This window comes from Mycetocola manganoxydans (genome assembly GCF_003667545.1).
GTDB classification, from domain to species: Bacteria; Actinomycetota; Actinomycetes; order Actinomycetales; family Microbacteriaceae; genus Mycetocola_A; species Mycetocola_A manganoxydans.
The window spans coordinates 156,225-171,593 of sequence record NZ_RCUV01000009.1; the positions used below are offsets into that span (position 1 = coordinate 156,225).

General features: G+C 67.0%; 15 protein-coding genes and 2 riboswitches. Of the genes, 11 read left to right on the plus strand and 4 right to left on the minus strand.

Annotation, left to right across the window (positions count from 1 at the left end; translation table 11 throughout):
- Positions 1-62: 62 nt before the first annotated feature.
- Positions 63-1,346 (plus strand): CAP domain-containing protein, encoded by a 1,284-nt coding sequence (locus tag D9V29_RS10030; RefSeq protein WP_147436256.1) that lies wholly within the window; start codon positions 63-65, stop codon positions 1,344-1,346.
- Between the two features lie 142 nt (positions 1,347-1,488).
- On the opposite strand, the gene gcvP is transcribed toward D9V29_RS10030, so the two are convergent.
- Genes gcvP through gcvT form a run of 3 tightly spaced genes read right to left on the minus strand, consistent with a single transcriptional unit; the run spans position 1,489 to position 5,849 of the window.
- A complete protein-coding gene (gene gcvP, locus D9V29_RS10035) occupies positions 1,489-4,350 on the minus strand; it encodes an aminomethyl-transferring glycine dehydrogenase (protein WP_121673175.1) in 2,862 nt (953 codons plus the stop codon).
- Complete coding sequence (gene gcvH / locus D9V29_RS10040) at positions 4,350-4,724, minus strand: glycine cleavage system protein GcvH (protein WP_121673176.1); 375 nt, start codon at positions 4,722-4,724, stop codon at positions 4,350-4,352. The genes gcvP and gcvH overlap by 1 nt, the downstream gene beginning before the upstream one ends.
- Positions 4,725-4,727: 3 nt before the next feature.
- Positions 4,728-5,849, minus strand: coding sequence for a glycine cleavage system aminomethyltransferase GcvT (gene gcvT / locus D9V29_RS10045; RefSeq protein WP_121673177.1), 1,122 nt, complete (start codon positions 5,847-5,849; stop codon positions 4,728-4,730).
- Between the two features lie 68 nt (positions 5,850-5,917).
- Positions 5,918-6,014: riboswitch (glycine riboswitch) on the minus strand.
- A 1-nt stretch (position 6,015) separates the two neighbouring features.
- Positions 6,016-6,105: riboswitch (glycine riboswitch) on the minus strand.
- A gap of 148 nt (positions 6,106-6,253) precedes the next feature.
- Between gcvT and D9V29_RS10050 the strand changes: the two genes are divergently transcribed.
- From D9V29_RS10050 to D9V29_RS10070, 5 genes are read left to right on the plus strand one after another with little or no spacing between them, the layout of a single operon-like run.
- Positions 6,254-6,967 (plus strand): NUDIX hydrolase, encoded by a 714-nt coding sequence (locus D9V29_RS10050; RefSeq protein WP_121673178.1) that lies wholly within the window; start codon positions 6,254-6,256, stop codon positions 6,965-6,967.
- Positions 6,964-8,262, plus strand: a complete 1,299-nt coding sequence (gene nadA / locus D9V29_RS10055) for a quinolinate synthase NadA (RefSeq protein ID WP_121673179.1) — start codon at positions 6,964-6,966, stop codon at positions 8,260-8,262. Before D9V29_RS10050 ends, nadA begins: the two co-directional genes overlap by 4 nt.
- A gap of 1 nt (position 8,263) precedes the next feature.
- Positions 8,264-9,784, plus strand: coding sequence for an L-aspartate oxidase (nadB, locus tag D9V29_RS10060; protein ID WP_121673180.1), 1,521 nt, complete (start codon positions 8,264-8,266; stop codon positions 9,782-9,784).
- On the plus strand, positions 9,778-10,641 hold the full coding sequence (nadC, locus tag D9V29_RS10065; RefSeq protein ID WP_121673181.1) for a carboxylating nicotinate-nucleotide diphosphorylase: 864 nt from the start codon (positions 9,778-9,780) through the stop codon (positions 10,639-10,641). The genes nadB and nadC overlap by 7 nt, the downstream gene beginning before the upstream one ends.
- Before the next feature lies 1 nt (position 10,642).
- Entirely contained in the window at positions 10,643-11,782 is a 1,140-nt protein-coding gene (locus D9V29_RS10070; RefSeq protein ID WP_121673182.1) for a cysteine desulfurase family protein, read from the plus strand.
- Positions 11,783-11,816: 34 nt separating this feature from the next.
- Here D9V29_RS10070 and D9V29_RS10075 read toward each other — a convergent pair whose 3' ends face one another.
- Positions 11,817-12,641 carry a hypothetical protein gene (locus D9V29_RS10075; RefSeq protein WP_121673183.1) on the minus strand — a complete coding sequence of 275 codons (825 nt, stop codon included), beginning with the start codon at positions 12,639-12,641 and terminating at the stop codon, positions 11,817-11,819.
- 153 nt (positions 12,642-12,794) lie between these two features.
- Here D9V29_RS10075 and D9V29_RS10080 point away from each other — a divergent pair, with 153 nt between their 5' ends.
- The 5 genes from D9V29_RS10080 to D9V29_RS14780 form a co-directional block, all read left to right on the plus strand.
- Entirely contained in the window at positions 12,795-13,142 is a 348-nt protein-coding gene (locus tag D9V29_RS10080) for a LysR family transcriptional regulator (RefSeq protein WP_121673184.1), read from the plus strand.
- Positions 13,143-13,234: 92 nt separating this feature from the next.
- On the plus strand, positions 13,235-13,708 hold the full coding sequence (locus tag D9V29_RS10085) for a DoxX family protein (RefSeq protein WP_121673185.1): 474 nt from the start codon (positions 13,235-13,237) through the stop codon (positions 13,706-13,708).
- Between the two features lie 56 nt (positions 13,709-13,764).
- The gene (locus D9V29_RS10090) at positions 13,765-14,415 is read left to right on the plus strand and encodes an alpha/beta hydrolase family protein (RefSeq protein ID WP_121673186.1); all 651 of its coding nucleotides are present in this window, start codon (positions 13,765-13,767) and stop codon (positions 14,413-14,415) included.
- 103 nt (positions 14,416-14,518) lie between these two features.
- Entirely contained in the window at positions 14,519-15,001 is a 483-nt protein-coding gene (locus D9V29_RS10095) for a DUF1877 family protein (protein WP_147436257.1), read from the plus strand.
- Between the two features lie 158 nt (positions 15,002-15,159).
- The coding region (locus D9V29_RS14780; protein WP_147436258.1) for a hypothetical protein at positions 15,160-15,369 on the plus strand (210 nt) is incomplete at its 3' end.

Genomic DNA, 15,369 nt, shown 5'->3' on the forward strand with positions numbered 1-15,369 from the left:
AGGTGTGTGTAGAGTCGCTTTTTCATGTGGCGTCTCGGGACGCCTGTTCTGAGGGGAACACTGTGAGCACACTCACCACACCCGGAAAGCGCCACCGGTTCATGGTCGCCGCTCTCGCCAGCGCACTCCTGGCATCCGCTCTGGTGGCCGGACCGGTTGCCGCGCAAGCGGCCGAGCCCGTCGTCGGCGGCTACACACTGAGCCAGGCGAGGAAGATCATCCTCGACGAGACCAACGCCATTCGAAAAAGCGTCGGTCTCAAACCGGTCGCCGCTAGCGCCGCCCTGAACACCGTCGCACAGAGCTGGTCAGCCAAGCAGGCAAGCTCCAGGACGATGTCGCACAACCCGTCGTACTCGGCGCAGTATCCGTCCGGATGGTCGACCGCGAGTGAGAACGTCGCTTACGGCTATTCGGTCACGGCGGTTGTCACCGGATGGAAGAACTCTCCGGGCCATTACCGGAACATCACCCAGGCATCCGCGAACGTTCTGGGCATCGGAGTCGCCGCCGCGAGCAATGGCAGCCTCTATTACACGCAGAACTTCGCCACCTACCCGGCCTCCTCGATACCCGTTCCTCCCGCTCCCCCGGCCGACTCGTCGCGTCCGTCGATTCGGACCGCCGGTGACGTGATCGTTGCCGACGGCTCCGGTCGCCTCTGGAACTACGGCAAACAGGGCCAGATCAACGTCACCGCACGCACACTCATCGGCAGCGGCTGGACCGGAGTCAAGGAACTCCACGTCAACGACTGGAACGCCGACGGCACCCAGGACCTCGTGGTCCAGTGGAAAAGCGGCGCCATGCACGTCTATCCGGGGAAGTCCACCGGAGGGTTCGGCAGCCGCTTTCTCATCGGGTCAAGCGGATGGGCATCGGTGGACGTCGACATGGCCCTGTGGTCAACGGGAGACAAGTACCCTTCCGTGATCATGAAGGATGCCGCTGGCAAGCTCTGGCTCTACCCCAACAGCAGGGGCACAACGCTCTCCGCACGCACGGCGATCGGGACCGGTTGGGGTGCGCTCGACGTCAAGATCGCCGATTTCGACGCCGACGGCAAGCAAGACGTGCTCGCGACCACCGCTCGCGGCACCATTCTGCTGTACCGCACGAACGGTGTCGGAAGATTCATCTCCGAGACCCGCACGCAGATCGGATCGGGCTGGGCGGGTTACACCTCCGTCGTCCTGACGGGCTTTGCCGGTACAGGATCGACGGGCCTCATCGCGAAGGATTCGGCCGGTCGTCTGTACTACTACCCGATCGCCGGCGGAAAGTTCGGGGCACGGCAGACCATCGGCACGGGAGGCTGGACTCCGATGCAGTTGAGCAACAACTAGGGATTCACCCCGCCGAGCGCTGGAATTTTGCGGGGTGTCGAGTTATGAGTGGGTCGATGGTTCGGAGGCCGCCCGCGGCCGGAGGACCGTCGACCCACTCATTGTTTGAGCTGAGGAACAAACACTCCTGCGCTCCGCACGTCTAACTCTCGAAAGCCTCCGGCGGCGGGCACGCGCAGACCAGGTTGCGGTCACCGAACGCGTTGTCGACGCGACGCACCGGCGGCCAGTACTTCGTGCGAACCAGCGATTTCACCGGATACACCGCGTCTTCACGGGTGTAGGCGTGATCCCACTCCCCTGCGATGACCGACTGGGCGGTGTGCGGAGCGTGCACCAGCGGATTGTCGTTCGCCGGCCAGGTTCCTGAACCGACGGCATCCGCTTCTGCCTTGATCGCGATCATCGCGTCGATGAACCGGTCGATCTCGGCAAGGTTTTCGCTCTCGGTCGGCTCGACCATGAGAGTGCCCGCCACCGGGAACGACATCGTCGGCGCGTGGAATCCGTAGTCGATGAGCCGCTTGGCGACGTCGTCGACGGTCACTCCCGTTGCCTCCCGAAGGGGACGCAGATCGAGGATGCACTCGTGCGCAACCAGTCCGTTGTCGCCGGTGTAGAGCACCGGGAAGGAGTCGCGCAGTCGCACGGCGATGTAGTTCGCGGCGAGAACCGCGGCTCCGGTGGCCTGCTTGAGCCCCTCTGCGCCCATCATGCGGACATACGCCCACGAGATGGGAAGGATGCTTGGGCTGCCGTATGGCGCGGCCGAAACCGGTCCGCCCGCGTGGGTGAATTCGCCGTGCTCGTCGCGCTGCGCGAGCGGGTGCCCGGGCAGGAACGGTGCGAGGTGTGCCTTCGCGGCGACGGGGCCGACGCCGGGGCCGCCTCCACCGTGCGGGATGCAGAACGTCTTGTGCAGGTTGAGGTGCGACACATCGCCACCGAAGTCGCCGAACCGCGCGTATCCGAGCAGCGCGTTGAGGTTGGCGCCATCGACGTAGACCTGACCGCCCGCCTCGTGCACAGCCTCGGTGATCGCGGTCACCTCGTGCTCATAGACGCCGTGCGTCGACGGGTATGTGATCATGAGTGCGGCGAGTGTCTCGGCGTGCTGCGCGATCTTCGCCCGGAGATCGTCGAGGTCGACGTTTCCGAGTTCGTCGCAGGCTACGACGACGACCTTCATCCCGGCGAGAACAGCGGATGCCGCGTTGGTGCCGTGTGCACTTGACGGAATGAGGCAGACGGTGCGGTCGGCATCGCCGTTCGCCCGGTGGTACCCACGGATCGCAAGCAGCCCGGCGAGTTCGCCCTGGCTGCCGGCGTTCGGCTGCAGGGACACGGAGTCGTACCCCGTCACCTCGGCGAGCCAGCTCTCGAGCTGGTCGATGAGACCGAGGTAACCGCTGACGTCTGCCTCGGGAGCATACGGGTGAAGCGCGGCGAACTCGGGCCAGGTGATGGCTTCCATCTCGGTCGCCGCGTTGAGCTTCATCGTGCACGATCCGAGCGGGATCATGCCGCGGTCGAGCGCGTAATCGCGGTCGGCGAGCTGCTTGAGGTAGCGCATCATGGCGGTCTCGGAGTGGTGCGTGTTGAACACCGGGTGGGTCAGGTACTCGCTCGTCCGGACGAGTTCGCCCGGGAGGTTTCGGATGCCGCCGCCAACGAACGCGAAATCACGGGATTCCGGCCCACCGAATGCGTGCGCGACAGCGCCGATTTCGCTGAGAGTGGTCGTCTCGTCGACCGAGACCGACACGGTGTCGTCGTCGACGAGCCAGAGGTTGATTCCGGCATCGGCCGCGCGGGCGACGATCGTGCCGGCGTTACCCGGCACGCGGACCTGGAGTGTGTCGAAGTATGAATCGTGCACGAGGCTCTGGCCGTCCTCGCTGAGGAAGCGCGCGAGGAGTGCGGCATTGCCGGCGACCTCGGTCGCGATCCTGCGGATGCCGCGCGGCCCGTGGTACACGGCGTACATCGACGCCATCACGGCGAGGAGGACCTGCGCAGTACAGATGTTCGACGTCGCCTTCTCCCGGCGGATGTGCTGTTCGCGCGTCTGCAGCGTGAGCCGGTACGCGGGGTGCCCGGCGGCATCCTGACTCACTCCGACGAGGCGACCAGGCAGCTGCCGTTCCAGCCCCTTCCGCACGGCCATGTAGCCGGCGTGCGGACCGCCGAAGCCCATCGGAACCCCGAAGCGCTGCGTCGTACCGACCGCGATGTCGGCACCGAGCTCACCGGGCGAGGTGATCAACGCGAGCGCGAGCAGGTCGGCGGCGACGACGGCGAGACCGCCGGCGTCCTTCACCGTTGTGAGAACGGATGCCGGGTTCCAGACCCGGCCGGATGCCCCCGGGTACTGCACGAAGACACCGAACGACTCCTCCGGCAGCGGTGCGCCCGCAGCGAAGTCGACCTCGGCGAGCTCGATGCCCACCGCTTCGGCACGGCTCGAGAGCAGCGCCTTTGTCTGCGGGAAAGCGTCGGCGTCGACGACGAACACGTTGCTGGTGAGCTTGGACGCGCGGCGGGCGAGGAGCATTCCCTCGACGACGGCGGTGCCCTCATCGAGCATCGACGCGTTGGCCGTGTCGAGACCGGTGAGGTCGGTGACCATGGTCTGGAAGTTGAGAAGCGCCTCGAGACGACCCTGCGAGATCTCGGGCTGGTACGGCGTGTATGCGGTGTACCAGGACGGGTTCTCGAGCACATTCCGCTTGATGACAGCGGGAGTGATCGTGCCGTAGTAACCGAGTCCGATCATCGAGGTCCGCACGGTGTTCCTGCCGGCGAGCTCGCGGAGTTCGGCGAGCGCCTCACGCTCCGATGCCGCGGCGGGGATGACCGAGTCGACGAGGTCGGCGACATGGATCGATTCCGGAACAGCTGCCTCGACGAGGGCGTCGACGCTGTCGTAACCGACGGATGCCAGCATGCTCGCTTGCGCGGCGGCATCCGTTCCGATGTGGCGTTCGGAGAACAGGTCAGCCATTACTCGCCGACCAGCGCGGAGTACTCGTCCCAGCTGAGCAGGCCGTCGGGCGCTGCATCGAACGACACCTTGACAAGCCAGCCCTCGCCGAGTGGGTCGCTGTTGACGAGCGACGGGTCGTCGACGACGGCCGAGTTGCTCGCGGTGACGGTGCCGTCGACGGGGGCGAAGAGTTCGCCCACCGACTTGGTTGATTCGATCTCGCCGACGACGGTACCTGCGGTGATCGCGGTGCCCTCTCCGGGGAGCTCGACGAAGACGACGTCGCCGAGCTTCTCAGCGGCGAACGCGGTGATGCCCACGGTCGCCGAGTTGCCGTCAATGTCGAGCCATTCGTGCTCGGGGGTGTACTTGAGCGCGGTCTTGTCGGTCATGGCTTACTTCTTTCTTCTGTAGAACGGGAGAGGGGTGACGGTCGCCGGGATGGCCGTGCCGCGCACGTCCACCGCCAGTTCGGTGCCGGGTTCGGTCAGGGTCGGGTCGACGAAGCCCATCATGATCGGATGCCCGAGCGTCGGAGACAGAGCGCCGCTCGTCACGGTTCCGACGACGGTGTCTCCGGAGAGAACGGAGTATCCGGCCCGGCCCGCTCGGCGGCCCTCGGACGCCAGTCCGACGAGCACGCGAGCGTTCTCGGCAGGACCGGCTTCGACGGCCGCGCGACCGGGAAAGTCGTTGTGCTTGGTGAGCGCGACGACGCGGCCGAGTCCGGCCTGGGCCGGCTGGGTCTCGAGGTCGAGTTCGTGGCCGTAAAGCGGCATCCCTGCTTCGAGCCGCAGAGTGTCGCGGCTCGCGAGACCCGCGGGGACAAGTCCGTGGTCCTCCCCTGCCTTCTCGAGCGCACGCCAGAGGGACACGGCCGAGGTGGTGCGCAAGTACAGCTCGAAGCCGTCCTCGCCGGTGTAGCCGGTGCGGGCGATGAGGAGGGGGACGCCCTCGAAGAACGCGTCGGTGGCGCGGTAATACCTGAGTCCGTCGAGAGGAAGCGCGAGTTCGGTGATGCCGGCAGTCGCTTCGAGGATCGCGCGGGAGTTCGGTCCCTGCACCGCGAGAAGGGCGTAGTCGTCGCTCTGATCGTCGACGGTGACCTCGAACCCGCTGGAGCGATCGCGGAGGGCGGTGAATGCCGCTTCGCGGTTGCCCGCGTTGGCGACGACGAGGAACGTCGTGTCGCCAAGGCGATAAACGACGACATCGTCGAGGATGCCGCCGCTCTCGGTGAGAATGAGACTGTACTTCGCCTGCATCAGCTCGATTGCCGAGAGCTTGCCGGCGAGGGCAGCATCGAGGAAGGCTGCGGCATCACGACCGTAGACGAGGATCTCGGCCATGTGGGACAGGTCGAACAGGCCGGCAGCCGTGCGAACGGCGGCGTGTTCAGCGAGGTCGCTGGTGTACCTGACCGGCATCTGCCACCCGGCGAAATCGGTGAAGCTCGCACCGAGTTGGGTGTGGACGTCGACAAGCGGGCTGGTGCGTTCGGGGACGGGATCTGACACGAGTTCTCCAGGTGTCGCCGGGGCGACGGTCGCAGATGCGGCTGCGGCACGCGAGGTGCCTTGGGAACTCCCCCTCTGTCATGAGCCTGAGAGTTTCACGCGCCCGATTGAGAAGGGCGGCTTTCACCGTCGGCGGAACCAGGTTCGGTTCACTTTCCAGAGTGGCCAGTTCGATGCGGTACATAGACCTGAGAGATTGGCAGGGAGGCTTGCTCCTTCGGTGCCGGGGCTAACCCGGCTCTCCCGCATCGCGTGTGCGGCCCGATATTCGATTTGTGCCCAGCCTACCGTGACATCCGGTACTCCCCTGAAAACTTTCTCTTCCAGTTCGAGTCAGGATGACACTAAAATGGAGTCCAGTTAGGGTCACGGTGACTTTAACTAGAGGGAAACGGACGGATGCCATGACCGCACACGCTGCCGCCGTCCAGGTCGCCGTCTCCACGGTCATCTTCGCCCTGCGTCCGCACGAGGACACCGGGCGCATGACCGTGTGGCTTCCGCTCGTCCGCCGCATCCGCGACCCGTTCGGTGGCCGGTGGGCACTTCCCGGCGGCCCTCTCGAACCGGATGAGGATCTCGCCGAATCCGCAGCGCGCACGCTGGCAGAGACGACACTCCTCGCCCCCCAGTACCTCGAACAGCTCTACGCCTTCGGAAACACCGACCGCTCCCCCGGCGAACGCGTCGTCTCCATCGTCTACTGGGCGCTCGTGCGCTCCGACGAAGCGGCCGTCGCCGTTGAAACCGAGAACGTGCGCTGGTTCGAGGCCGATTCCATCCCCGGACTCGCTTTCGACCACAACCTCATCGTCGACTACGCCCTCTGGCGCCTGCGAAACAAGCTCGAGTACAGCCACATCGCGCACGCCTTTCTCGGCGAGACCTTCACCCTGTCCGAACTGCGCGAGGTCCACGAGGCCGTGCTGCAGAAATCTCTGGACCCGGCCAACTTCCGGCGTCAGATCGAGGGCTCCGGCCAGGTCGTCCCCACAGGAGACGTCCAGACCGGCGGGCGACACCGCCCCGCCCGCCTCTACCGATACAACCGCGACGCCGCCGATGGAACCTCAGGTCCCCTCGCCTGGCCCGCCGCTCCCGCCCAAGGAACAACATGACCCTCACCGCCTCCGTCGATACGACACTCACGCGGATTTCCGCCGGAACCGAGCAGGGAGCATCCTGCAGTCCAGCCCTCGTCGAAAAACCGTGGGTCTTCGACCTGCAGCCACCGAGCTATGGCCCCGGCTCGTCGATGGGCGACGTCCTGCCGACGGGCTCGCCCTGCCAGGGTGCCCTCCCCGCCTTCTACCGCGACGCCAGCGCGGAGGAGCTCGACCGTCGCATCCGTGCCGCCAAGGCTGCTCTCGGCGACCGGCTCGTCATCCTCGGGCACTTCTACCAGCGGGACGAAGTGCTCGCATACGCCGACTACGTGGGTGACTCGTTCCAGCTCGCCACCGCAGCGCGCGAGCGCACCGATGCCGAAGCGATCGTCTTCTGTGGCGTGCACTTCATGGCAGAGACCGCTGACCTCCTCTCCACCGCCGAGCAGTCTGTCATTCTGCCCAACCTTGCCGCCGGATGTTCGATGGCCGACATGGCGAACATCGACCAGGTCGAAGAATGCTGGGAACAGCTGACCGAGCTGTACGGCACCGAGCCGGACGCCTCGGGCCGGGTTCCCGTCATCCCGGTCACCTACATGAATTCCTCGGCCGCTCTCAAGGGATTCTGTGGCCGCAACGGCGGCATCGTCTGCACGTCGTCGAACGCGCAGACCGTTCTGGAGTGGGCGTTCGAACGCGGGCAGCGCGTGCTCTTCTTCCCGGACCAGCACCTCGGACGCAACACCGCCAAGGCAATGGGCGTGCCGCTCGAGCAGATGCCGATGTGGAATCCGAACAAGCCTCTTGGCGGCAACGACGCCACGGCGCTCGACGACTCCCGAGTGATCCTCTGGCACGGGTTCTGCTCGGTGCACAAGCGTTTCACGATCGACCAGATCGCGAAGGCGCGCGCGGAATACCCGAGCGTCCGGGTGATCGTCCACCCCGAGTGCCCGATGCCCGTCGTCGACGCTGCCGACGAAGCGGGCTCGACCGACTACATCCGCAAGGCGATCGAGGCGGCGCCCGCCGGGTCCACCTTCGCGATCGGCACCGAGATCAACCTCGTGCAGCGGCTCGCGGCCGAACACCCCGAGCACACGATCTTCTGCCTCGACCCCGTGATCTGCCCGTGCTCGACGATGTACCGCATCCACCCTGGCTACCTGGCGTGGGTGCTCGACGGACTCCTCGAGGGGCAGGTGCTCAACCAGATCACCGTCTCCGACGACGTCGCCCTCCCGGCTCGGATCGCGCTCGAGCGGATGCTTGCCGCGAGGCCCCCGATTGCAGCGGGTGCCTGACATGACACGCGTGATCGTCGTCGGCAGCGGAATCGCGGGCCTGACCGCTGCGCTCCACGCCTCACAACGGCACGACGTGCTGCTCGTCACCAAGTCCTCCCTGGGCCAGAGCAACACCCGGTACGCGCAGGGCGGGATCGCCGGGGTGATGTTCGACGACGACAGTGTCGAGGCACACATCGCGGACACCCTCTCCGCCGGAGCCGGCCTGTGCGATGAGGCGGCGGTGCGCGTTCTCTGCTCCGAGGGCCCCGCGCGAATCCGGCAGCTCATCGCGCTCGGCGTCGAGTTCGACCGGACGGACGGCGAGTTCGCTCGCGGCCGTGAAGCCGCGCACTCGTACCCCCGGGTGCTGCACGCCGGAGGAGACGCGACCGGCGCGAGAATTGAACAGGCGCTCGTCGCCCGCGTCCTGAATAGCGGTGTGCGGATCGCCGAGAACACCTTCCTCGTGGACCTCCTCCTCACGAACGGCACCGTGAGCGGTGTCGCGCTCCGCGACGCCGACGGAATGGAGCGGGACGAACGGGCGGATGCCGTTCTGCTCGCCACCGGAGGCGCTGGCCAGCTGTATCCGTTCACGACGAACCCGTCGGTGGCGACCGGTGACGGCGCAGCGGCTGCGCTCCGCGCCGGCGCGCTCCTTGCCGACCTCGAGTTCTACCAGTTCCACCCGACGGCGCTCACGACGGGCGACCACTTCCTGGTCTCCGAAGCGGTTCGCGGCGAGGGCGCTGTGCTCCGCAACGCCATCGGCGAGCGCTTCCTCCCCGCACTGCACCCGGCCGCCGAGCTCGCCCCGCGCGACGTGGTCGCCCGGGGAATCGCCGCCGAGATGGCCGCGCAGGGCGGCCTGCCTGTCGTGCTTGACGCCACCGCGCTCGGCGCCGAATTCCTGGCACACAGATTCCCGGTCATCGACCGCGCGGTGCGGGCATCCGGAATCGACTGGTCGCGAGAGCCCGTACCGGTGAGCCCGGCGGCGCACTACTGGATGGGTGGCGTCGTCACCGACCTCGACGGGCGCACAACGGTTCCCGGCCTGTACGCCGTCGGCGAGGTCGCCCGCACCGGGGTTCACGGCGCCAACCGCCTCGCCTCCAATTCGCTCCTCGAAGGGGCGGTGTTCGGTGCTCGCGCCGCCGCCGCGCTCGACACCGACAACCCGGCGTCCTGGCCCGTGGCTCCACCCCCGCTCACGCCGGCGCCCGAGCGCACACCGGCGTTGGATGCCCCGTCCTTCTCCCGCGACGCCCTCCAGCGGGTGATGTGGGATGCCGCCGGCCTGCTCCGCGACGACGCCGGACTGACCGCCGCTGCCGGCATCCTCGACGCCTGGTCGGCCGCTCCCGTGCCGACGGGGAGCATCCGCGACCTCGAGGACAGAAACCTGCTCGCGCTCGGCAGGGAGCTCGTTTCCTCTGCGCTCGCCCGCACCGAATCCGTCGGAGCCCATGCCCGCTCCGACTCCCCCGCCCAGGCGCCAGTCGCCGCTACCCGAGAGGTCGCCGCCGCATGCTGACGACATCACACATCGACCGCGTCGTCGGAGCAGCCCTCGAGGAGGATGCGCCATGGGGCGACCTCACGAGCGAAACCCTGATCCCGGCGAAGGCCACCGCGACCGCGGAGCTCACCGCTCGCGAGGACGGCGTCTTCAGCGGAGGTGAGGTGTTCGCCACCGCGTTCCGCCTGACCGACCCCGCGATCACGGTGGATCTTCACGTCGCCGACGGCGAGCCCTTCAGCCGCGGAGACACCCTCGCCACGGTCACGGGACCGGCCCGCGGCATCCTGCAGGCGGAACGGATCGGATTGAATTTCACCCAGCGGATGTCGGGAATCGCGACCCAGACCGCGCGATACGTCGCCGCCCTGGCCGGCACCCGTGCCCGCATCGTCGACACCCGCAAGACGACCCCGCTGCTCCGCGCGTTCGAACGGCACGCCGTCCGCTGCGGTGGCGGTTTCAACCACCGGTTCTCGTTGTCGGATGCCGTCATGGCGAAGGACAACCACCTCGCCGTGCTCACCGCGGGCGGACTGTCGGTCACCGAAGCGCTCCTCGGCGTGCGGGCACAGTTGTCGCACACCACCCACCTGGAGGTCGAGGTCGACCGGCTCGACCAGGTCGAAGCGGTACTCGCCGCCGGCGTCGACACGATCATGCTCGACAACTTCAGCCTCGCCGACCTCCGCGCCGGCGTCGAGCTCGTCGCCGGCCGGGCGATCATCGAAGCCAGCGGCACTGTGACGCTCGACACCGTCGGGGCCATCGCCGAAACCGGTGTCGACGTCATCTCGTCGGGTGCACTGACCCACAGCGTCCGCTCGCTCGACCTCGGACTCGACGTGTCGATCGAGCACCTGGGCCACTGACGTGTTGTACCTCGACTCGGCCGCGACCACGCCCGTGCGGCGCGAGGTGCTCGAGGCGATGTGGCCGTACCTCACCGCCGAGTTCGGCAACCCGTCGAGTTCACACACCCTCGGCGAGCGTGCCGCCGATGCCCTCGCCGACGCCCGTGCGCGTATTGCCGCCGTCCTCGGCGTGCGCGCGAGCGACGTCGTGTTCACGTCGGGAGGCACCGAGGCAGACAACCTTGCCGTCAAAGGCATCGCGCTCGCATCGAGGCGCGGCAGGCACATCGTGACCGCGGCAACCGAACACGAGGCCGTGCTGGAGTCGGTCGACTACCTCCGGCGTCTTCACGGCTTCGAGGTCAGTTTCGTTCCGCTCGACCCCGACGGCATCGTGACAGCAGACGCTCTCGATTCCGTGCTGCGCCCGGATACCGCTCTCGTCACGCTCATGTACGCCAACAACGAGATCGGCACGGTGCAGAACCTGGCCGCCCTCGGCTCGGTGACCTCCGCCCACAAAATACCGTTCCACACCGATGCCGTGCAGGCTGCGGGGTGGCTCGACCTTCGTGTCGCTCGTCTCAGCGTCGACGCCCTCTCGCTCGCCGGGCACAAGATCGGCGCGCCGAAGGGCATCGGGCTGGCTTGGCTGCGAGGGCGCATCCCCGTGGAACCGCTTGTGCACGGCGGCGGGCAGGAACGCGGACGCCGCTCGGGAACCGAGAACGTAGCGGCGGCGGTCGGCCTGGCGACAGCTCTCGAGCTCGCCGAAAGCGAGAGGGCGGATGCCGCTCGGCGCGTCTCCGATCGTCGCGATGAGCTCATCGCCGGCGTTCTCGATCGCGTTCCCGGTGCCGTGCTGACCGGTTCAGCGACGTCCCGGCTTCCGAACTCGGCCTCGTTCTGTTTTCCGGGCACGAGCGGTGAGGCGGTACTGCTCGAGCTGGAACGGCGCGGTGTCGTGTCATCGAGCGGCTCGGCCTGCGCCGCAGGAAGCGACGAGGCGTCCCACGTCCTGACGGCCCTCGGCATGCCCGCCGAGATCGCCCAGACCGCCGTGCGATTCACTTTCGGCAGCGACCTGACCGGTGAGGGGGTGGCATCCGTGATCGACGCGGTCGCGGCATCCGTCACCGCTGTCGGGACCTTCGGCTGAACCGCTCCCCTTCCGGAATGCACCTGCACCGGGGTCAGGGTCGCAGTGTGTTCCACGCGAGCAGATGCTCGACGGTCACACCCTGATACCCCGGTGTTCCCTCGAGCGCCGCGCGCACCTTCGCGGCCTCGGCCTCGAGTACCGCGCTGCCCTCATCGAAGAACGTGTACTGGGCTCCGCCGGCTACCTCGGGGGTGTCCGTTTCGACTCCGATCGTGAACGGGGTACCGGATGCCGCGGCCGCACGAATCGCTGGACCGGCCAGTTCCAGAATTCCCGCCGAGCCATCGGCGGTATCCGAGAAGGCGATGATCGCGACCGAGTCGAGTTCAGCAACGAGCGCGTCGAAGACCGTTCCACCGCCGTACGACGTGCGGGCGAGCCACCAGGGCAGGTCTGCACCGATCGGGAGCGAGCCAGCGGCGTCTCGTACCGCTTCGATGAGCCGGAGGTACCCCTCGGCGAGCAGCACCGGGTCGATGGGTTCCGGCCGGCCAGCCCAGGGTTCGACGTCGAGCTGGACGGAATCGACCTCCGAAGTCGCCCGCGCGGCGGTGAGCCAGGTTGCGGCGAGGTGAGGTTGATCGAACCAGCCTGCGTCGCCACCGAGGACGGAGACGGCGACGCCTGCCTCGGCCAACGTTGAGACGGCATCCGAGAACCAGACGGCCATCGGCCCGACATTGGTGGCCCACGGCGCGTTGAGGAAGACGCGCTGAAGCCCGCGGGTGCGGGCGACCCGCGCGATCGCGGCGGGGGCGAGGTCTGCCTGTCCACGCCCGCGCTCGTCGACGGCGGGGTCGACCGAGTTGCCCCAGGCCCAGACGCCGGTGATCGCAGAAACATGGGTGGAAGTCACAAGGACCCCATCGTGGGCTACCGCGGCGTCGATGGCAAGAGGGAGCTCCGCGTGTTCCCGAGTGCCACGGCGTTCTCTCGATGGGGCCCACAGCCTCCCGACCGCGTACCCTGAACCCTGAGCTGCTTTCTCGCGGCCGACGAAAGGCCGGTCATGGACACCATCGCACTGCGACGCTTCGTGGTCGCTGCCGAAGAGCTGCACTTCGCACGCGCTGCCAAGTACCTCAACATCCCGCGCTCGTCGGTTATCGCCTCCGTTCGTGAACTGGAGAACGAGCTCGGCACTCCGCTGTTCGACATGAACGCGTCGACAACCACGCTCACCCAGGCCGGGCGCGAACTCCTCGCAGCGGAACAGAAGAAGGCGGATGCGACAGCCGCCTCGGTGCAGAATCGTCCCCAACCGGCCGGCGGCAAGGCGAAAGCGTCAAAGGGAAAGGGCCGCGCTCCTGCCGTGAAAGGTCAGCCGCGGCCGGGCAAGCGACGACAGTCCCGCTGACAACGCACGGACCCGCAGCCTCGCTGTGAAAAGGGCCAGCGTCTGCGTGTTCACGCCCAGCAGTCGGCTGCGCCAGCCCTAGGCTGGCGGGCATGACTTCTCCGGAGAACGCCCGACCTGCTCGACGCACCTCCGTCGCCGCCATCATTGCCCAAGTCCTGCTCGGCCTCTTCCTGCTCGTCGCCGGGATCGGGCACCTCACGGTTGCCCGGGACGCGTTCCAGGCTCAGGTTCCCACGTGGCTCCCGATCGATGTCGACTTCGTCGTTGTTGCATCCGGGGTCGTCGAAATTGTCCTCGGACTGTCCCTCCTCGTTCTGTGGCGCTGGCGGCCGTGGGTCGGCTGGGTGGTCGCCGCATTCTTCGTCGCAATCTTCCCCGGGAACATCTCCCAGTTCACCACCGGCACCGACTCATTCGGCCTGAACGACGACCTGAGCCGTGGCATCCGCTTGCTTTTCCAGCCGCTGCTCGTGTTGTGGGCGCTGTGGTCGACGGGCGCGTGGAAGGCCTGGCGCGCGTGGCGTGCCGAGCGTGACGACGCGAAGCACAGCGTCGAGGCATAGGATCTCGTCGTCGTGCTGCCCTGCCGACGACTCGTGTCGCGAGTAACCTCGGAGCCATGATCATCGACGTGCCGACAAGCCTCGGCCCGGGCCGGCTCACCGTAAGCGCTGCGAGCGACCCTCGTGCTGTGGTGTGGCTGGGGCATGGCGCCGGTGGCGGCATCGGTGCTGTCGACCTGGTGGCCCTCGCTGCCCATCTGCCGCAGCGGGGATACACCGTTGCGCGCTACGAACAGCCGTGGCGCGTCGCCGGTAAGAAGATTGCGCCGCGGCCGGCGACTCTCGACGTCGCGTGGCGTGAAACCGCCACGGCGATAGCTGAACTTGCCGCAGGGCTGCCCGTTGTCGTCGGTGGCAGGAGTGCCGGAGCACGGGTCGCCTGCCGAACGGCGGAGGACCTCGGCGCTTCCGCTGTCGTGTGCCTCGCATTCCCGCTGCACCCGCCCGGCAAGCCGGAGTCGTCGCGGCTTCCAGAGCTCCTGCTTCCGCCCGTTCCCGCTCTCGTCCTTCAGGGTGATCGTGACACGTTTGGTAGCGCCGCCGATATCTCGGTTGCACTGGAGCCAAACTCGTCGATCCGGGTGGTCCCTGTCGCCGGCGCGGATCACAGTATGAAGGTTCTCGCGTCGTCGCCCCTTACGGCGAAGGATGTCGCGACGCTCGTGACAGCATCCGTGGCGGAGTTTCTCGATAGGGTTCTCGGCTGAAGATCACCAGCCGAGTCCCCCACAGCCTTTCGTTCGTCTGCGTTTTTCGTCGATCGGCGGATCGGTCGTCACCGCACGGCGACTAGTGCCACTCTCGTCTTTCATGGGAATCCGCTACTACGCCTATCCAGTCGATCCAGAGCTCATCGAGCATGCCAGGCACACCCCATGGGACTTCCTGAGTGACGACCCGCTTATGGACGCGTGGGGGCCCGAAGCAGGGAGACCGGAGATGCTCTACCTCGACAAGAGCTGGTGGGAGCTGCAGCGACTACTCGGTGCTGTGCCAGGCGAAACCGGTAGTCCCGCAGCTGAACTGGTCAGAGGACAGGTTCGAGAGCATGCGATGGGGTGGTACTCCTTCGTCAGGGTGCTCGCTCCTGACGAAGTATCCCGAATTGCCATAGATCTACAAACGGTAAACGAGGGAGACGTTCGAAGATCACTTCAAGAGAATGGCTCGCAATTCGGAAGGCGAGACATCGAGGGTGATGTCCGACACGTCCTCCAATACCTTCAGGACGCAACCTCTTTCACGGGTGAAATGGCACGAACAGGCCGCGGCTTGATCTACCTGATTGGCTGACGCCTGAGAAGCCTGAGTATCCTCGGGCGGACGTCGGATGTCGGTGGTTGGGTGTGTACTGGGGGTATGAAGTTCCCGGTCAGACCAGTTATCCACAGCCTCCCGGTGAGGCTGGTTGCGGGTGGGTCACTGTCAGTGGTCGGGTGTGTACTTGAGTCATGAAAACCTCCACCAGCGCTTCTTCCCCGGCCCGTCAGGTGCCCGGTGTGGAGGTGCTGGGTGTAGAGGTGCCGGGGGTTGAGGGTGTGCTGGATGGGGTGATCGCCGCGTTGGCGGTCGCGGTCGAGTCGATCGGGTTGGACCAGTTGTCCCGGCTGCCGGCGGTGACGGTGCTGTCGATCCTGTCCAAGACCGCGGCGTTGGGCCGT